Below are 17745 nucleotides of genomic sequence, written 5' to 3' on the forward strand. Positions count from 1 at the left end.
TGGAATCCACGCAAGCTTCATGACAGTCAGGAAAAAATGTCGTCAGTTCTCTCATCACTCGAATCATTGAACGGCCTGGTCGCGTTCGCCGCCGCCGTACAGGCCGGCAGCTTCTCTGCCGCAGGCAGGCACCTGGGCCTGTCCGCATCGGCCGTCGGCAAGGCGGTCGAACGCCTGGAGCTCCGCCTGAGTACGCGGCTGCTCAATCGCACCACGCGCTCCCTGGCCCTTACCAGCGAAGGCGAAGTGCTTTACCACTACACCAACAAGGTGCTGAAGGATCTGCAGGAAGCAGAGCGCGAACTGAGCATGCGCCAGCACAGCCCGCGTGGGCGGCTGAGGATCAGTGCTGCGCCGGTTCTCGGCCGCAGGTTCCTGCTGCCGCTGATGCACGATTTCCACGTGCGCTACCCCGAGGTGATCGTCAACGTCAGCCTGGACGCCGCGCGCCTTGATCTGGTTGAAGAAGCGTTCGATCTGGGGCTGTGGGCAGGCGAGCTGGAGGACTCCAGCCTGCAGGCGAGGCGACTTGGCTCGTATACCTTGGTCACCTGCGGCGCACCAGCGTATTTCAGTGAGCACGGCACACCGGCCTCACCTGACGAACTGGCCGACCATCACTGCCTGTATTACCGGCATCCGGGCAACGAACGATTGGAGCCGTGGCGCTACCAGGACAAGCTGATTCCCAAGCCCGCCTGCCCCAACAAAGCCTTGAATGATGTCGAAGCGCTCGCCAGCGCGGCATTGGCAGGCCTGGGGATCGTGCAGGTGCCGGAGTATCTGGTACGCGATGAGCTCGCCGATGGCCGCCTGCTGGAGATATTGAAAGCGTATGCACCCGCCACCCGCAGCGCCTTCCTGGTGTGGCCGCCACTGTCCGCACAGATACCCCGTGTGCGCGTGTTCATCGATTTCATCGTTGCCAACCTGGGCCCGCAACTCGGCCCGGTGGACTCCGCCATGAACCAATGAAGCCGGCCTTGTGGGCCGGCTTCAGGGAGTTGCAACCGCGCGGCGGCGATCAGTCGACAAGCCGCAGGCGCAGCTCCTTGGGCAGCGCGAACACCATCGACTCCGGCTCGCCGCCGGTTTCGCGCACGTCGCCGGCACCGAGTTCCCGCAGGCGTGCGATTACCCCATCCACCAGCACCTGCGGTGCCGAGGCACCTGCGGTCAGGCCGATGTGCTTCTTGCCGACCACCCATTGCGGGTCGATCTCCTGCGCACCATCGATCAGGTATGACTCCACGCCTTCACGGCGTGCAAGCTCGCTGAGCCGGTTGGAATTGGAGCTGTTCGGCGAGCCCACCACCAGCACAAGATCGCACTGCGTGGCCAGGTCGCGTACCGCATCCTGGCGGTTCTGCGTGGCATAGCAGATGTCGTCGTTCTTCGGCCCCTGGATCTTGGGGAAGTGCAGGCGCAGCGCTTCGATCACCGCGCGCGTGTCGTCCACCGACAAGGTGGTCTGGGTGGTGTAGGCGAAGTTTTCCGGCTGCGAAACCTGCAGCGCCGCCACGTCTTCCACGCTTTCCACCAGATAGATATGGCCCTTGCCCTTCTCCCGGTTCCACTGGCCCATGGTGCCTTCCACTTCCGGGTGTCCCTCGTGGCCGATCAGCACCACATCGCGGCCGGCACGGCAGTGGCGCGCCACTTCCAGATGCACCTTGGTCACCAACGGGCAGGTGGCGTCGAACACTTTCAGGCCACGGCGGTCGGCTTCCAGGCGCACCGCCTGCGAAACGCCATGTGCGCTGAAGATGACGGTATTGCCGTCCGGCACTTCGTCGAGTTCTTCGACGAAGATGGCGCCGCGGGCCTTCAGGTCATCAACCACGAAGCGGTTGTGCACCACTTCATGGCGCACATAGATCGGCGCGCCCAGGGTTTCGATGGCGCGTTTGACGATCTCGATGGCACGGTCGACGCCGGCACAGAAACCACGGGGATTGGCGAGCAGTACATCCATCTTCAACGACTCCGACCACTGACGGTCGCAAATGCGGGAACAGGTGCCGGCATCATCCGGCTTTCTTCTCGGCCTTGCCATCAAGCAGGCCCATCAGGGCGATACCGATGGCGCCGAGCACGATCGCCGAATCGGCGATATTGAACGAAGGCCAGTAGTGATCACCGACATACCACTGGATGAAGTCGACGACATGACCGTGGATCTGGCGATCGATGACGTTGCCGATGGCACCGCCGATCACCAGCGCGTACGGCAGCGCACTGCGCCAGTTCGCACGCGGCGTGCGCGACAGCCAGAACGCCATCAGGCCACTGATCGCCACCGCCAGCAAGGTGAAGAACCACAGCTGCCAGCCGCCGGCATCGCTGAGGAAGCTGAATGCAGCGCCGGTGTTGTAGGTGCGGTACCAGTTCCAGAAACCGTCGATCACCGGCACCGGGGTGAATTCAGGCAGGCTGGACAGCACCCAGGCCTTGCTCCACTGGTCCAGGCCGATCACAGCCACGGATACCAGCAGGTAGATCAACGCATTGGGTTTAACTGTTTTGGACTGCATGCAAACACCCTTGAAAGTTCATCAATGAAGAAACGGGAACGATGGTTACCCCAACTCGTTCCTCGTTCCTCCTCACTGGTTTCTGGCCCTTAGAACCAGCGACGGTCTTCACCGGCGCCATCGATATTGCTGGCACAGCGCCCGCACAGCTCCGGATGCGCCGCCACCGAGCCGACATCGGCGCGGTAATGCCAGCAACGCACGCACTTGGCCTTGTCGGTTGGCTGCGCGCTGACAAACACCTCGTCGGTGGTTGCCGGGCGCACGCTGACGTCGCCACTGATGAACAGGAAGCGCAGTTCCTCGGCCAGCGGCTGCCAACGCGCGGCCTGTTCTTCATTGGCGGCAACGGTGATCTCCGCTTCCAGCGCGGCACCGATGGCGCCATTGGCACGCATCGGCTCCAGCACCTTGGAGACCTGCTCGCGCAGTGCCAACAGCTGGTCGAAATCAGCGGCGTTGAGCTGTGCGTCGGCCGGCAACGGCGCTAGGCCGTCGTACCAGGTGGTGAACAGCACGTTCTCGGCACGCTTGCCCGGCAGGTAGCCCCACAGCTCTTCGGCGGTGAAGGTCAGGATCGGTGCCACCCAGCGCACGAACGCCTCGGCGATATGGAACATCGCCGTCTGCGCCGAACGACGGCCGCGCGAATCTTCCTGCATCGTGTACAGGCGGTCCTTGGTCACGTCCAGGTACAACGAGCCCAGGTCGACGCTGCAGAAGTTCAGCAGCAGCTGCACGATCTCGGCCATGTTGTAGTTGGCGTAGGCCGCCTTGATCTTCTCCTGCAGCTCGAACGCGCGATGCACGATCCAGCGGTCCAGGGCGACCATGTCCGCCAGCGGCACTACATGCTGGACCGGGTCGAAACCGTCCAGGTTGCCGAGCAGGAAGCGCGCGGTATTACGCAGACGACGATAGGCGTCGGCGTTGCGCTTGAGGATTTCCTGCGACAGCGACATCTCGTTGCTGTAGTCGGCCGAGGCAATCCACAGGCGCAGGATGTCCGCGCCCAGGGTGCGCATGATTTCCTGCGGCTCGATGCCGTTGCCCAGCGACTTGGACATCTTGCGGCCGTGCTCGTCCACGGTGAAGCCGTGGGTCAGGCACTGCTTGTACGGCGCATGCTTGTCGATGGCCACACCGGTCAGCAGCGAGGACTGGAACCAGCCGCGGTGCTGGTCCGAACCTTCCAGGTACAGATCGGCCGGCTTGCCGAAGCCACGTGCGAGCAGCACGCCTTCGTGGGTGACGCCGGAGTCGAACCAGACATCGAGGATGTCGGTGACCTTCTCGTACTGCGCGGCTTCATCGCCGAGCAGCTCGGTGGCGTCCAGCGAATACCAGACGTCGATTCCACCCTGCTCCACGCGGTCGGCCACCTGCCGCATCAGCTCGACGCTGCGCGGGTGCGGCTCACCGGTTTCGCGATGGGTGAACAATGCGATCGGCACGCCCCAGGTGCGCTGGCGGCTGATGCACCAGTCCGGGCGGCCGTCGACCATGCTGTTGATGCGCGCCTTGCCCCAGCTCGGGAACCAGCCCACGTTGTCGATGGCTGCCATCGCGTCGTTGCGCAGATTGGCCTTGTCCATCGAGATGAACCACTGCGGGGTGGCGCGGAACACCACCGGCGTCTTGTGCCGCCAGCAATGCGGGTAGCTGTGCTGGATTTCGAAGAAGGCCAGCAGCGCGCCGCTTTCACGCAGCACCTCGACGATCAGCGGCTGTGCTTTCCACAGGTGCTGACCGGCCAGCTCGACCGTACCGGCCGGCGGCGTCGACGACAGGTACACGCCACGGCCATCGATCGGATTGATCTGGCCGGCGTTGTACTTGTCCATCAGCCCGTACTGCTGGCTGACCGCGAAGTCTTCCTGGCCGTGGCCCGGCGCGGTGTGCACCGCACCGGTACCGTCGGTATCGGAGACGTGCTCGCCATTGAGCAGCGGGATGTCGCGGTTGGCATAGAACGGGTGGGCGAGCAGCTGGTTCTCCAGCGCCGAACCCTTGGCATGGCCGTGCACGACCACTTCGGCCACGCCATAGCGGCCCAGCGCGCGCTCGGCCAGCGCCGAGGCCAGTACCAGCCAACGCGGCTGGCCGTTGTGGGCCGGCCCTTCCACCAGTGCGTAATCGATTTCCGCACCCAGCGACACCGCCAGCGAAGCCGGCAGCGTCCACGGCGTGGTGGTCCAGATCGGCACGGCCACTTCCACACCGGCCGGCAGCTCGACACCGAAGCTGGCCGCCAGCGCCTTGGAGTCACGCGCGGCATAGGCCACGTCGATGGCCGGCGAGGTCTTGTCCTGGTATTCGATCTCGGCCTCGGCCAGCGCCGAGCCGCAGTCGAAGCACCAATGCACCGGCTTGGCGCCACGCACCAGGTGGCCGTTGGCGACGATCTTGGCCAGCGCACGGATTTCATTGGCCTCGAAGTCGAAGCTCAGCGTCTTGTACGGGTTCTCCCAATCGCCGATCACACCCAGGCGCTTGAAATCAGCGCGCTGCAAGTTGATCTGCTCTTCGGCGTACTCGCGGCACTTCTGCCGGAACTGCTCGGCATCGAGCTTGACGCCAACCTTGCCCCACTTCTTCTCGACCGCGATTTCGATCGGCAGGCCATGGCAGTCCCAGCCCGGCACGTAGGGCGCATCGAAGCCGTCGATATAACGCGACTTGACGATGATGTCCTTGAGGATCTTGTTGACCGCGTGACCCAGGTGGATCTGGCCGTTGGCATACGGCGGGCCATCGTGCAGTACGAACAGCGGGCGGCCTTTCGCGTTTTCACGAAGCTGCGCGTAAATGCCCTGCTCTTCCCAACGTGCCAGGATGCCCGGCTCACGCTTGGGCAGGTCGCCGCGCATCGGGAATTCCGTTGCGGGCAGATGGAGGGTGGCTTTGTAATCCTGGCTCACGCGGTAGCTCGCAATCTGTGTTCGGAAAGGATGCGACGCGCTTGCTCTGCGTCGCGGTGCATCTGCTCGGTCAGCGCCGGCAGATCGTTGAACTTTTCTTCATCCCGCAGCTTGGCGACGAATTCCACTTCGATATGGCGGCCGTACAGATCGCCACTGAAGTCGAACAGGTGCGCCTCCAGCAGCGGCTCCACGCCCTCAACCGTTGGGCGGGTGCCGAAGCTCGACACCGACGGCCACGGCTGCTCGAACACACCGTGTACCCAGGTAGCGTAGATACCAGAAAGTGCGGGTGTTTTCGGGAAACGCAAGTTGGCGGTGGGGAAGCCCAGGGTGCGGCCGAGCTGGCGCCCGCGCACGACGCGGCCACCAATCGAATACGGGCGGCCCAGCAACTCGCCGGCATGGGCGAACTCGCCAGCGACAATCAGCTCGCGGATACGGGTGCTGGAAATGCGCTCGCCGTTCAGGTGAACCGGCTCGATCTCACCGGCAACAAAGCCCAGCTCGGCGCCCATGGCCTGCAGCAAGGCGATATCGCCGCCGCGGCGGTTGCCGAAATGGAACTTGGGGCCGATCCAGACTTCACGCGCACCGAGCCGGCGTACCAGCATGTCGCGCACGAAATCCTCAGCGGTGATCGCCACCATCTTGGCGTCAAAGCGCAACAGGCCAACGCTGTCGACGCCGAGCTCGCGCAGCGTGGCAACCTTGTCACGGGCCAGCATCAGTCGCGGCGGCGGGTTGTCCTTGGCGAAGAACTCGCGCGGCAAGGGCTCAAAGCCCAGCGCCACAGCCGGCACACCCAGGGCGCGGGCACGGGCGACCGCGTGGCGCACCAGCGCCCGATGGCCCAGGTGCAGGCCATCGAAGGCACCAATGCAGACCACGCTTCCCTGCGGGAACAACACCCCGCCTTCGACGTCTCTAAAAAGCCTGCTCATTCCATCCGGATCCGGCCCATACGGGCCGGTTCTGTCGTGTGTAGCCCTGAAGTATAACGGGCGCCTCAATGCCCGCGCAGGTCACGTGGACGGAAGCCCATCGCAATCATCGCCAGCAGATAGGCCGCGCCGCCACTGCCGACCAGCACGGCCAGGGCGCTGGCGCGCTGCCATTTGTCCATCGGGGTGAACGCGGGCAACCAATGCAGCAGGCCCAGCAGCACCGCCACCATCACCGAGCAGGCCACCAGCAGCCGCAGCAGATAGCCGCCCCAGCCCGGCCGGCGCTGGTAGACGCCGGTCTTGCCCAACCAGTGCCAGAGCAGGATCAGGTTCAGGTAGCTGGACAGCGCACTGGCAATCCCCAGCGCCAGATGCAGGCCCGGCTGCTTGCCCAGCGCCGCCATCACGCCCTGCGCCTTCAGCTCCGGCGGCACCATGAAGTGGAACACCACGGCCAGCAGGATGAAGTTGAAGACCATGTTGGCGACCAGCGCGACCAGGCCCGCGCGAACCGGGGTTTTGGTGTCCTGGCGCGAATAGAACGCGGGCAGCACCACCTTGAGCAAGGCGAAGGCCGGCAGGCCGAAACTCAGTCCGTAAACCGCCAGCGCGGTCATCTGGGTGTCGAATTCAGTGAATTTCTTGTACTGGAACAGCGTGGCGATCAGCGGCTCGGCCAGCAACAGCAGGGCCAGCATCGCCGGCACCGCGATCAGCAGGGTCATGCGCAGACCCCAGTCCAAGGCATTGGAGAAGCCCTCGCCGTCGGTCTTGACATGATGCCGGGCCAGCGCCGGCAGGATCACCGTGCCCAAGGCGACACCAAACACCCCCAGTGGCAGCTCCAGGAAGCGGTCAGCCAATGACAACCAGGACTGCGAACCATCGGTGAGATGCGCGGCAATCACCGTATCCAGCAGCAGGTTGATCTGTGCCACCGAAGAACCGAACAGCGTCGGCACCATCAGGGTCAGCACCTTGCGCACATCGGGGTGATTCCAGCCCCAGCGCGGCAAGGTCAGCAGATTGATGCCCTTCAGCCCAGGCAGCTGGAACAATAGCTGCAGCGCACCGGCTGCCAGCACCGCCCAACCCAGCGCCAGGATCTGCTTTTCCGGCGTGCCGCCAAGCCGTGGCGCCAGCCACAGCGCGCCGGCGATCATGCACAGATTCAGGATTACCGGCGTCAGCGCAGGCATCGCGAATTTCTGGAAACTGTTCAGCGCCCCGCCGGCCAGGGCGGTCAACGAGACGAACAGCAGAAACGGGAAGGTGAGCCGGAACAGGTCGATCAGCAGGCCCTGCTTGGCCGGATCCGTCGCACCGCTGCTGAACAGGAAGGCCAGCTGCGGGGTAAAGATCAACGCCAACGCGGTGACCACCAGCAGCGCGCCGCCCAGAGTGCCCGAAACCCGCGACATCAGCTCGCGCAGATCGGTATGCGGGCGGGTTTCCTTGACCTCGGTGAAGACCGGCACGAAGGCCGTGGCGAACGAGCCCTCGGCAAACAGCCTGCGCAGGAAATTGGGCACGCGGAACGCTACCCAGAAGGCATCGGTGACGGCGTTGCTACCGAAGGTGGTAGTGATAACCTGATCACGAACCAGGCCCAGAACCCGGGAAATCATCGTCATGCTGCTGAACGACAGCAGCCCCCGCAACATGCGCGGTGAACTCACCCACGGCCCCCTTGACAACTTGACTTGACGTTCATTCGGACAGCCATCATACTTGCATGCTTGCTGTTCCCACCACATCGATTTTCAGGAAACCACCACTGTGGCCAATATCAAGTCCGCCAAGAAGCGCGCCAAGCAGACCGTTGTGCGCAACGCGCGCAACACGGCTCAGCGTTCGATGCTGCGCACCGCCGTCAAGAAGGTGATCAAGGCTCTGGATGCCAACGACGCCGCTGGCGCCGAGGCAGCCTTTGCCGTCGCCCAGCCGATCCTCGACCGTTTCAGCGCCCGTGGCCTGATTCACAAGAACAAGGCTGCGCGTCACAAGAGCCGTTTGACTGCACGCATCAAAGCCATCAAGGCTGCCTGATCCGCGCAACAACCTGGAGTCGCAAGACTCCCGGCATGAAAAACCCGGCCTTGCGTCGGGTTTTTTGTTGGGCGGAAATCGGGGTATATGAGCCCCTCCTCCGCCTGCAGGCTGATAGCTCGCAGCAGAACCACTGGCTCCGAATGTCGCAACCTGGTTGCGCACACGACGAGGCCTGGACAGCAATACCTCGCAACAGGGCCACTCCCATTTCGACCTGGTTGCGCGCGCGACGAGGCCCTGGGCGGCGCCCGATGCGCACCCAATCCATGGGCAGCAAAAGCCCAGCCTTGGACTTTGACTACGCGGCTTTGGCTTTGCGACTTTAAGCCTCAGCCTTGGACATCAACTTGTGCTCCGGCTTTCGACTTACGGCTTCCGACTTACGACTTCCGGTCTTGAGCTTTGAGCCCTGGCTTTGGCTTTGGCTTCGGCTTCGGCTTCGGCCTTGGCTTCGGCTTCGGCTTCGGCTCTGCTCTGGCCTTTGGGCCGATGCCGAGGAAGCAAAACACCTCCCTTCTCCCGCCTGCGGGAGAAGGTGCCCGAAGGGCGGATGAGGGGGCTGTGGCTTTCAAAGCAAAAGCTTGCCCTCACCCCAACCCCTCTCCCGCAGGCGGGAGAGGGGCTTCAAGCCCAAACCAAAGCCAAAGCCAAAGCGAAAGCCACAGCTACAACTACAGCCAAACCCAAACCCAAACCCAAACCCCAAAAGCAGAAAACCCGGCCTTGGCCGGGTTTTCCTCTTGCAACAGCTGGTCAGCTGTAAAACACCTTACTCGCCGCGCGTCACGCGCTCTTCGGCTTCCAGGATCTTCTGCTGATCGAAGAACGCCATGATGTCCTTCATGATCGGCCAGGTGCCTTCACGACCCAACGCCGACACCAGATACCACGGGCCGGTCCAGCCCAGCTCCTTGATGATCTGCTCCGCCGCCAGCTTGGCTTCGTCCTCGAACATCAGGTCGGCCTTGTTCAGTACCAGCCAACGCGGCTTCTTCAGCAGCTCCGGATCGTGCTTGCCCAGCTCGCGCTCGATTGCACGCACCTGCTCAACCGGGGAAATACCTTCGACACCACCTTCCATCGGCGAGATGTCGACGAGGTGCAACAACAGGCGGGTGCGCTGCAGATGACGCAGGAACTGCGCACCCAGGCCAGCACCGTCGGCGGCACCCTCGATCAGGCCCGGAATGTCGGCGATCACGAAGCTGCGGTAATTCTCGACCTTCACCACACCCAGGTTCGGGTACAAGGTGGTGAACGGGTAATCAGCGACCTTCGGCGTGGCTGCCGACACCGCACGGATCAAGGTGCTCTTGCCCGCGTTGGGGAAGCCCAGCAGGCCAACGTCGGCCAGCAGCTTCAGCTCCAGCTTGAGCAGACGCTCTTCGCCCTCTTCACCCGGCAGCGCCTGACGCGGCGCGCGGTTGGTGGAGCTCTTGAAGTGCATGTTGCCCAGGCCGCCCTTGCCGCCCTTGGCCACCAGCAGGCGGTCGCCATGCGTGGTCATGTCACCAATGACTTCATCGGTATCGACGTTCATCACCACGGTGCCAACCGGCACGGTGATGATCAGGTCTTCGCCGCCCTTGCCGTAGGCCTGGCGACCCATGCCGTTCTCGCCACGCTGCGCCTTGAAGATGCGGTCATGGCGGAAGTCGACCAGGGTGTTCAGGTTTTCGTCGGCGCGGATCCAGACACTGCCGCCGTTGCCGCCGTCACCACCATCCGGACCACCGAGCGGAATGAACTTCTCGCGGCGAAAGCCGATACAGCCATTGCCGCCGTTGCCAGCGATGACTTCGATCTCCGCTTCGTCTACAAGTTTCATGAATTTAACGCCGGGATTAGGAAATGGGGATTGGGGGAATAGCAAAAGCAGGTACTGCCCATTATCGGCCCTGCACCCCGGAATGTCGGGGTTCCAACGAAAAACCCCGCCGAAGCGGGGCTCTCGTCAGCAGCCCACACCGGAGTATGGGCGGCTTGCGCGTACGGAATTAAGCTTCCGTGACAACGCTGACGGTACGACGCTTGTTGGCGCCCTTCACCGTGAACTCAACCTTGCCATTGACCAGCGCGAACAGCGTGTGGTCACGGCCCAGGCCGACGCCGGTACCCGGGTGGAACTGGGTGCCGCGCTGACGCACGATGATGTTGCCTGCTTCGATGGCCTGGCCACCGAAGATCTTGACGCCGAGGTATTTCGGGTTGGAATCGCGACCGTTGCGCGAGGAACCTACGCCCTTTTTATGTGCCATGACGGATGCTCCTTAGCAATTAGCCGGCAATGCCGGTGATTTCGATTTCGGTGTAGTACTGACGGTGACCCTGACGCTTCATGTGGTGCTTGCGGCGACGGAACTTGATGATCCGGACCTTGTCGGCGCGGCCATGAGCCACAACCTTTGCGGTCACCGAAGCGCCCTTCAGCGCGTCACCCAGCTTGATGCCGTCGGCATCGCCGAGCATCAGGACGGTGTCAAACTTGATCTCGCTGCCGGCTTCGACTTCGAGTTTTTCCACGCGCAGGGTTTCACCCTGAACGACGCGGTACTGCTTACCGCCTGTTACCAGAACTGCATACATGACCAGACTTCCTCTGTAGTTATTGTGGTCGCCTTGCCCGCCGTCGAGGGCGGACAGAAGCGGGATTTTACCGGCCAGACCAAGCTCGGGTCAACCCACCCCCTGCCCTGATACGCCGGGGCTGAACGCCAGTTCAGGCCCGCGCCCGGGATCGGCCACATGGGCGGGAAACAGCACTGGCAAAACTGGCAATTGCCCCCAAATGACAAGGTCGCTAGGCTGATTGACTGCCGTCAGCGACGCCCCCACACCCCCTGCTACCGGCCCCCAAGCCGGCAGTGGTCCAAATCGGATTTCCCATGGCGATGGATTTCATCCGCATCCGCGGTGCGCGGACGCACAACCTCAAGAACATCGACCTCGACCTGCCCCGCGACAAATTGATCGTGATCACCGGCCTGTCCGGCTCGGGCAAGTCCTCGTTGGCGTTCGACACCATCTATGCCGAAGGCCAGCGCCGCTATGTCGAGTCGCTGTCGGCGTATGCGCGGCAGTTCCTGAGCGTGATGGAAAAGCCCGACCTGGATCACATCGAAGGCCTGTCGCCGGCGATCTCCATCGAGCAGAAGTCCACCTCGCACAATCCGCGTTCGACCGTGGGCACCATCACCGAGATCTACGACTACCTGCGCCTGCTCTACGCCCGCGTCGGCAGCCCGCGCTGCCCGGACCACGGCTATCCGCTGGAAGCGCAGACCGTCAGCCAGATGGTCGACCAGGTGCTCACATTGGATCCGGAGCAGCGCTACATGCTGCTGGCCCCGGTCATCCGTGAGCGCAAGGGCGAGCACGCCCAGGTCTTCGACCAGCTGCGCGCGCAGGGTTTCGTGCGTGTCCGCGTGGATGGCGAGCTGTACGAAATCGATGAAGTGCCGGCGCTGACCCTGCGCCAGAAGCACACCATCGAGGCGGTGATCGACCGTTTCCGCCCGCGCGAGGACATCAAGCAGCGCCTGGCCGAAAGCTTTGAAACCGCGCTCAAGCTGGGCGACGGCATGGCCACGGTGATGGCGCTGGAAGCGGCCGATACCACACCGCAGCTGTTCTCTTCCAAGTACAGCTGCCCGGTCTGCGACTACGCGCTGCCGGAACTGGAACCGCGCCTGTTCTCGTTCAACTCGCCGGTCGGCGCCTGCCCGGGCTGCGACGGCCTGGGTGTGGCCGAATTCTTCGACCCGAACCGCGTAGTCGTGCACCCGGAGCTGTCGCTGGCCGCTGGCGCGGTGCGCGGTTGGGACCGCCGCAACGCCTATTATTTCCAGCTGATCGCCTCGCTGGCCAAGCACTTCAAGTTCGACGTGGATGCCAGCTGGCAATCGCTGCCGGACAACGTCAAGCAGGCCGTGCTGTACGGCAGCGGCGAAGACCAGATCACCTTCACCTATTTCACCGAAGCCGGTGGCCGCAACCAGCGCAAGCACCGCTTCGAAGGCATCATTCCCAATCTTGAGCGCCGCTACCGCGAGACCGAATCGCCGGCCGTGCGTGAGGAGTTGGCCAAGTACATCAGCTCGCGGCCGTGCCCGGAGTGCAAGGGCGCACGCTTGAACAAGGCAGCGCGCAATGTATTCGTCGCCGACCGCCCGCTGCCGGAAATCGCGGTGCTGCCGATCGACGAGGCCAAGCGCTTCTTCAGCGAGTTGAGCCTGCCCGGCTGGCGCGGCGAGATCGCCACCAAGATCGTCAAGGAAATCGGCGAGCGGCTCGGCTTCCTGGTCGACGTCGGCCTGGATTACCTCACCCTGGAACGCAAGGCCGACACCTTGTCCGGCGGCGAAGCACAGCGCATCCGTCTGGCCTCGCAGATCGGCGCCGGCCTGGTCGGCGTGATGTACGTGCTCGACGAGCCGTCCATCGGCCTGCACCAGCGCGACAACGAGCGCCTGCTCGGCACCCTCACCCGCCTGCGCGACCTCGGCAATACGGTGATCGTGGTCGAACATGATGAAGACGCAATCCGGTTGGCCGACTACGTGGTCGATATCGGCCCGGGCGCTGGCGTGCATGGCGGCGAAATCGTCGGCCAGGGCCAGCTGCAGGACCTGCTGGATGCACCACGTTCGCTGACCGGCCAGTACCTGTCGGGCAAGCGCCGCATCGAGATTCCGGCACGTCGGCACAAGCCCAATCCGAAGATGACGCTGCGCCTGCGCGGCGCCAGCGGCAACAACCTGAAGAATGTGGACCTGGACATTCCGTCGGGCCTGCTGACCTGCGTGACCGGCGTGTCGGGCTCGGGCAAATCGACGCTGATCAACGACACTTTGTTCTCGCTGGCCGCCAACGAGATCAACGGCTCCTCTCACCCCATCGCCAAGTACAAGAGCGTGGAGGGGCTGGACCTGTTCGACAAGGTGGTGGACATCGACCAGTCGCCGATTGGCCGCACCCCGCGTTCCAACCCGGCAACCTATACCGGCCTGTTCACGCCGCTGCGCGAGCTGTACGCACAGGTGCCCGAAGCGCGTGCACGCGGTTATTCGCCGGGCCGTTTCAGCTTCAATGTACGCGGCGGCCGCTGCGAAGCCTGCCAGGGCGATGGCCTGATCAAGGTGGAGATGCACTTCCTGCCGGACGTGTATGTGCCTTGCGATGTCTGCCACGGCAAGCGCTACAACCGCGAGACGCTGGAGATCCTGTACAAGGGCTACAACATCAACGACGTGCTGCAGATGACGGTGGAAGATGCGCTGCGCCTGTTCGAGCCGGTGCCGTCGATCGCACGCAAGCTGGAAACGCTGATGGACGTGGGCTTGAGTTACATCAAGCTGGGCCAGAGCGCGACCACGTTGTCCGGCGGTGAGGCGCAGCGCGTCAAACTGTCCAAGGAATTGTCGCGCCGTGATACCGGCCGCACCTTGTACATCCTCGACGAGCCGACCACCGGCCTGCACTTCCACGACATCGAAGCCCTGCTCGGCGTGCTGCACAAGCTGCGCGACGAGGGCAACACGGTGGTGGTGATCGAGCACAACCTGGACGTGATCAAGACCGCCGACTGGATCGTCGATCTGGGTCCGGAAGGCGGCCATCGCGGCGGCACCGTGCTGGTCACCGGCACGCCGGAAGACGTGGCGGCACACCCGGACTCTTACACCGGCCAGTTCCTGGCCAAGATGCTGCCTTCCACCAGCGCGCGCCCAGAACAACCGGCCGCGGTTGCCAACAAGCCCGATGCGCGCCCGCCGCGCAAGGAAAAGCCGGTCAAGAAGACCGCCGCCAAGAAGGCTGCCGCCCCCGCAAAGAAAAAGGCTTCGAAATGAGCAGTGAGCATAAGCAACTGGCCCGCGTACCGATCAGCGTGCGCTGGCGCGACATGGACTCGATGGGCCACGTCAACAACGCCAAGTACGTGTCCTACCTGGAGGAAGCGCGCGTGCGCTGGATGCTGGGCGTGGAAGGCGTGTCGATGAACGACCGCATCGCCCCGGTGGTGGCCAATACCAACATCAACTACCGGCTGCCGATCGTGTGGCCGAACGACATCGTGGTGGAGTTGTTCGTCGAGCGCCTGGGCAACAGCAGCGTGACCATCGGTCACCGCATCGTTGACCAGAATGACGACAGCAAGCTGTATTCGGACGGCAATGTGGTGGTGGTGTGGATGGACACGCAGACCGGCAAGAGCGCGCCGTTGCCGGAGGCTGTGCGCGGGGCTTCGAGCTGAGACGCGACGAACTGCACAAAAAGCCTGAAGACTCCTTTCTCCCGCGTGCGGGACTGCAGCCCCCTTCTTGGGGGAAGGTGCCCGAAGGGCGGATGAGGGGAGCTTTTGAAGCTTTAGAGCTTTAAAGCGCCCTCACCCCAACCCCTCTCCCGCAAGCGGGAGAGGGGCTTGAGCTGCAGTTGCGGGCATGGCGTCTACCTGCTTGCACCCACGCAGTCTTACTTCAACGCTACCTTCGGAAAATCCACCGGCACATCCAACGCCACGTTGATGTAGTTGGTGAACAGGTTCAACGCGACATGCGCGAGAATCTCGACGATCTGCTCGTCGCCGAACCCTACGCTGCGCAGCGCCGCTACATCGGCATCATCCAACTGCGCACGCTGCTCCACCACCTTCAACGCGAAACGCAACGCGGCCGCAGTACGCGCGTCATCGGACTGGCCTGCCTGTGCCGATGCCATTTCGGTCGCGGTAGCGCCGGCCTGCTGGCCCAGCACGGTGTGCGCGGCCAGGCAGTATTCGCAGCGGTTGCGGTTGGCAATGGCGACGGCGATCTGCTCGCCCAGCTTGCTGCCAAGCGCGCCCTTGCCCAGGGCGCCAAATGCTGCCCACATGCTCTGCAATGCCGCCGGTGAATTGGCTACTGCCTTGAACATGTTTGGCGTTGCGCCAAAGGCCTGGTGGATCTGCGCCAACAGTGGCTGGCTGGCGGTCGGGACGGTCTGGGTCTGCAGGTTGATACGTGACATGGCGATCTCCTGATCGATTGGAATGAGCTGCCGGGCACTGCGCCCGTGAGCAAAGTATTGCCAACCAATCAGAACCATTTGATACGATTAGTCCATCAAACAAACCAATTGATACAGATGAGCACACTTCCGCCCGTGGATCGCCTGGCCGGCGTGCTGGAGAACTTCCGCTTCCAGGCGCAGCTGTTCCACTCCGGCCCGCTGTGCGGGTTGACCAGCTTCGATGCGAGTGAAGGCCATGCCTATCTGCATGTACTTCGGCGTGGGCAGCTTGAAGTCAGCCATCCGGGCAGCCGTGATGTTCCGGCCTCGATGCACTTCAACGAGCCTACCCTGCTGTTCTATGCACGCCCGCTCAGCCATCGCTTCCACAACCCGCCACGCGACGGCGCCGACTTCACCTGCGCCCGCCTCGACTTTGATGGCGGCACCGCTCATCCCCTCGTGCGCGGACTGCCGTCGCTGATCGCGCTGCCACTGGCCCGCATCCCCGGGCTGGCGATGACACTGGAACTGCTGTTCAACGAAACCGACCATGTCCGTTGCGGCCAGCGCCTGCTCACCGACCGCTTGTTCGAGGTGCTGGTCATCCAGCTGCTGCGCTGGTTGCTGGATCACCCACAAGAAGCAGGCATTCCGGCCGGCTTCATCACCGGCTTGTCGGATCCGCGCCTGGCACGCGCGCTGGCGGCCATGCACGACCGTCCGGGTGAAATCTGGTCACTCAGCAGCCTCGCCGAACAGGCTGGGATGTCACGCACGGCGTTCGCCAACAGCTTTCGCGATGTGGTCGGGCAGACTCCGCTCGACTACCTGACCGATTGGCGTATCGCCCTGGCCCAGCGCCGGCTGCGTCAGGGCCGGCCGATCAAGGCGCTGGCCGACGAGCTGGGCTACGCCAATGCGTCGGCGCTGTCGCGCGTGTTCGCCGCAAAAACCGGCATGGCGCCGCGCGAATGGTTGAAACAACGCAGTGACTGACAACCCGACGGCAAACTGCAGGCAACGCGCTAGCGCGCAGGCGCCTCGCGCCGCAGCTGCAGCAGTCCGTCGATCCGGGTGCCATCTTCCAGGCTGAGCCGCAGCGGCAGCTGCGCGCCTTCGGCAAGCGGCACCTCCGGCTGCATCAGCATCAAGTGCATGCCACCGGGCTTGAGCTCGACCGATGTGCCCGCCGCGATCGGCAGACGTTCGATTTCGCGCATCCGGCTCACCCCCTGCACCATCGTGGTTTCGTGCAAGGACACCTCGCCGAACGCTTTGCTGCCGGCGCCGATCACCACCACATCTCCGGCACAATCGTTGCGGATCCGCGCATAGCCCGCCGCCATCCGCATCGGCCCCGGTGTCAGCCGCACCCAGCCCTGTTCCAGCTTCACGCAGGCCGGCGCCGCAGCCGATGCCTCGAATGCACACAGGACCAACAGTACGCACACGAATGGTTTGGTTATCATCGGGCCACGACTCCTTGCCGTACGAGAAACCGCAGCATGACCACGCTCATCGAAGTGATCAACCATGGCCCCATCCGCGAACTGCGCCTCGCCCGGCCGCCGGTCAACGCGCTGGACACCGAGCTGTGCCGCGCCCTGATTGCGGCCGTAACCCTGGCCATGAGCGACGACGTGCACGGCATCGTGCTGTCCGGCAGCGAGCGCATCTTCACCGGCGGCATGGACGTACCGCACCTGCTGTCGCATGGCGATGACAAGCGCAAGCTGATGGACAGCTGGCAGGCCTTCTTCGGCGCCGCGCGCGTGCTGGCCGAAAGCCGCGTGCCGGTCGTGGCTGCATTGACCGGCCATTCGCCGGCCGGCGGCTGCGTACTGGCACTGTGCTGCGACTACCGGGTGATGGCGCGCAGCACCGACCCCGCCAAGCCCTATGTGATCGGCCTGAACGAGGTACAGGTAGGCCTGGTGGCACCGGAAGGCATCCAGCGGCTGATGCGTCGTGTGGTCGGCCCGCACCGCGCCGGCGTGCTGCTGAGCGGCGGCCAGCTGGTCACGGCCGAACGCGCGCTTGAGATCGGCCTGGTCGATGAATTGGCAGACGGCGCCCCGCTGGTGGTCGAACGCGCCATCGGCTGGCTGCAGGCCCAGCTCACCCTGCCGCCGCAGCCGATGCTGCAGACCCGCGCCATCGCCCGCGCCGACCTGCATGAGGCCATGCAGGCCGAGCACATCCAGCTGGAACGCTTTGTCGAGGCCTGGTTCTCGGCCGATGCGCAGACGGCGTTGCAGGCCTTGGCAGCGCGGCTAGGCAAGAAATAGGAACGAGAGGCCA

At 63.8% G+C, this 17745-nt stretch carries 16 protein-coding genes; 6 read left to right on the forward strand and 10 right to left on the reverse strand.

The window, feature by feature from the left end; translation table 11 throughout:
* The first annotated feature begins 36 nt into the window (after positions 1-36).
* Positions 37-975 (forward strand): LysR family transcriptional regulator, encoded by a 939-nt coding sequence (locus BCV67_RS03775; RefSeq protein ID WP_062166543.1) that lies wholly within the window; start codon positions 37-39, stop codon positions 973-975.
* A 49-nt stretch (positions 976-1024) separates the two neighbouring features.
* Here BCV67_RS03775 and ispH read toward each other — a convergent pair whose 3' ends face one another.
* From ispH to murJ, 5 genes are all read right to left on the reverse strand, one after another.
* The gene (gene ispH, locus BCV67_RS03780; protein WP_062166544.1) at positions 1025-1975 is read right to left on the reverse strand and encodes a 4-hydroxy-3-methylbut-2-enyl diphosphate reductase; all 951 of its coding nucleotides are present in this window, start codon (positions 1973-1975) and stop codon (positions 1025-1027) included.
* Between the two features lie 52 nt (positions 1976-2027).
* On the reverse strand, positions 2028-2534 hold the full coding sequence (gene lspA, locus BCV67_RS03785; protein WP_062166545.1) for a signal peptidase II: 507 nt from the start codon (positions 2532-2534) through the stop codon (positions 2028-2030).
* Positions 2535-2623: 89 nt separating this feature from the next.
* Positions 2624-5455, reverse strand: coding sequence for an isoleucine--tRNA ligase (ileS, locus tag BCV67_RS03790; protein WP_062166546.1), 2832 nt, complete (start codon positions 5453-5455; stop codon positions 2624-2626).
* Complete coding sequence (locus tag BCV67_RS03795; RefSeq protein WP_062166547.1) at positions 5452-6399, reverse strand: bifunctional riboflavin kinase/FAD synthetase; 948 nt, start codon at positions 6397-6399, stop codon at positions 5452-5454. Before BCV67_RS03795 ends, ileS begins: the two co-directional genes overlap by 4 nt.
* Before the next feature lie 65 nt (positions 6400-6464).
* Positions 6465-8066 carry a murein biosynthesis integral membrane protein MurJ gene (murJ, locus tag BCV67_RS03800; protein WP_062166548.1) on the reverse strand — a complete coding sequence of 534 codons (1602 nt, stop codon included), beginning with the start codon at positions 8064-8066 and terminating at the stop codon, positions 6465-6467.
* Positions 8067-8181: 115 nt separating this feature from the next.
* Here murJ and rpsT point away from each other — a divergent pair, with 115 nt between their 5' ends.
* Positions 8182-8451 (forward strand): 30S ribosomal protein S20, encoded by a 270-nt coding sequence (rpsT, locus tag BCV67_RS03805; protein ID WP_057629708.1) that lies wholly within the window; start codon positions 8182-8184, stop codon positions 8449-8451.
* Between the two features lie 772 nt (positions 8452-9223).
* Here rpsT and obgE read toward each other — a convergent pair.
* The 3 genes from obgE to rplU all read right to left on the reverse strand — a co-directional run bounded on the left by obgE (position 9224) and on the right by rplU (position 11040).
* Positions 9224-10282, reverse strand: a complete 1059-nt coding sequence (gene obgE / locus BCV67_RS03810; RefSeq protein WP_062166549.1) for a GTPase ObgE — start codon at positions 10280-10282, stop codon at positions 9224-9226.
* 169 nt (positions 10283-10451) lie between these two features.
* Positions 10452-10712 (reverse strand): 50S ribosomal protein L27, encoded by a 261-nt coding sequence (gene rpmA / locus BCV67_RS03815; protein ID WP_057630167.1) that lies wholly within the window; start codon positions 10710-10712, stop codon positions 10452-10454.
* Between the two features lie 19 nt (positions 10713-10731).
* Positions 10732-11040, reverse strand: coding sequence for a 50S ribosomal protein L21 (gene rplU / locus BCV67_RS03820; RefSeq protein ID WP_057630165.1), 309 nt, complete (start codon positions 11038-11040; stop codon positions 10732-10734).
* Between the two features lie 299 nt (positions 11041-11339).
* Between rplU and uvrA the strand changes: the two genes are divergently transcribed.
* A complete protein-coding gene (gene uvrA / locus BCV67_RS03825) occupies positions 11340-14303 on the forward strand; it encodes an excinuclease ABC subunit UvrA (RefSeq protein WP_062166550.1) in 2964 nt (987 codons plus the stop codon).
* Entirely contained in the window at positions 14300-14707 is a 408-nt protein-coding gene (locus BCV67_RS03830) for an acyl-CoA thioesterase (RefSeq protein WP_062166551.1), read from the forward strand. The genes uvrA and BCV67_RS03830 overlap by 4 nt, the downstream gene beginning before the upstream one ends.
* A 218-nt stretch (positions 14708-14925) precedes the next feature.
* On the opposite strand, the gene BCV67_RS03835 is transcribed toward BCV67_RS03830, so the two are convergent.
* Entirely contained in the window at positions 14926-15459 is a 534-nt protein-coding gene (locus BCV67_RS03835) for a carboxymuconolactone decarboxylase family protein (RefSeq protein ID WP_062171384.1), read from the reverse strand.
* Between the two features lie 117 nt (positions 15460-15576).
* On the opposite strand from BCV67_RS03835, the gene BCV67_RS03840 reads away from it, so the two are divergent.
* Positions 15577-16440 (forward strand): AraC family transcriptional regulator, encoded by an 864-nt coding sequence (locus BCV67_RS03840; protein ID WP_062166552.1) that lies wholly within the window; start codon positions 15577-15579, stop codon positions 16438-16440.
* Between the two features lie 29 nt (positions 16441-16469).
* Here BCV67_RS03840 and BCV67_RS03845 read toward each other — a convergent pair whose 3' ends face one another.
* Positions 16470-16913: a copper chaperone PCu(A)C gene (locus BCV67_RS03845; RefSeq protein WP_062166553.1), complete on the reverse strand. Its 444-nt coding sequence runs from the start codon at positions 16911-16913 to the stop codon at positions 16470-16472.
* Positions 16914-16949: 36 nt separating this feature from the next.
* On the opposite strand from BCV67_RS03845, the gene BCV67_RS03850 reads away from it, so the two are divergent.
* Positions 16950-17732 carry an enoyl-CoA hydratase/isomerase family protein gene (locus BCV67_RS03850; RefSeq protein ID WP_062166554.1) on the forward strand — a complete coding sequence of 261 codons (783 nt, stop codon included), beginning with the start codon at positions 16950-16952 and terminating at the stop codon, positions 17730-17732.
* Positions 17733-17745 lie beyond the last annotated feature (13 nt).

Source organism: Stenotrophomonas nitritireducens (assembly GCF_001700965.1).
Taxonomy (GTDB): Bacteria; Pseudomonadota; Gammaproteobacteria; order Xanthomonadales; family Xanthomonadaceae; genus Stenotrophomonas; species Stenotrophomonas nitritireducens_A.

Bases quoted from the DNA above. Each gene is read 5' to 3' on its own strand.
- ispH (WP_062166544.1), bottom strand. From the start codon at position 1,975: ATGGATGTACTGCTCGCCAATCCCCGTGGTTTCTGTGCCGGCGTCGAC.
- rplU (WP_057630165.1), bottom strand. From the start codon at position 11,040: ATGTATGCAGTTCTGGTAACAGGCGGTAAGCAGTACCGCGTCGTTCAG.
- BCV67_RS03795 (WP_062166547.1), bottom strand. From the start codon at position 6,399: ATGAGCAGGCTTTTTAGAGACGTCGAAGGCGGGGTGTTGTTCCCGCAG.
- BCV67_RS03775 (WP_062166543.1), top strand. From the start codon at position 37: ATGTCGTCAGTTCTCTCATCACTCGAATCATTGAACGGCCTGGTCGCG.
- obgE (WP_062166549.1), bottom strand. From the start codon at position 10,282: ATGAAACTTGTAGACGAAGCGGAGATCGAAGTCATCGCTGGCAACGGC.
- murJ (WP_062166548.1), bottom strand. From the start codon at position 8,066: ATGTTGCGGGGGCTGCTGTCGTTCAGCAGCATGACGATGATTTCCCGG.
- BCV67_RS03835 (WP_062171384.1), bottom strand. From the start codon at position 15,459: ATGTCACGTATCAACCTGCAGACCCAGACCGTCCCGACCGCCAGCCAG.
- BCV67_RS03840 (WP_062166552.1), top strand. From the start codon at position 15,577: ATGAGCACACTTCCGCCCGTGGATCGCCTGGCCGGCGTGCTGGAGAAC.
- BCV67_RS03845 (WP_062166553.1), bottom strand. From the start codon at position 16,913: ATGATAACCAAACCATTCGTGTGCGTACTGTTGGTCCTGTGTGCATTC.
- uvrA (WP_062166550.1), top strand. From the start codon at position 11,340: ATGGCGATGGATTTCATCCGCATCCGCGGTGCGCGGACGCACAACCTC.
- BCV67_RS03850 (WP_062166554.1), top strand. From the start codon at position 16,950: ATGACCACGCTCATCGAAGTGATCAACCATGGCCCCATCCGCGAACTG.
- rpmA (WP_057630167.1), bottom strand. From the start codon at position 10,712: ATGGCACATAAAAAGGGCGTAGGTTCCTCGCGCAACGGTCGCGATTCC.
- BCV67_RS03830 (WP_062166551.1), top strand. From the start codon at position 14,300: ATGAGCAGTGAGCATAAGCAACTGGCCCGCGTACCGATCAGCGTGCGC.
- lspA (WP_062166545.1), bottom strand. From the start codon at position 2,534: ATGCAGTCCAAAACAGTTAAACCCAATGCGTTGATCTACCTGCTGGTA.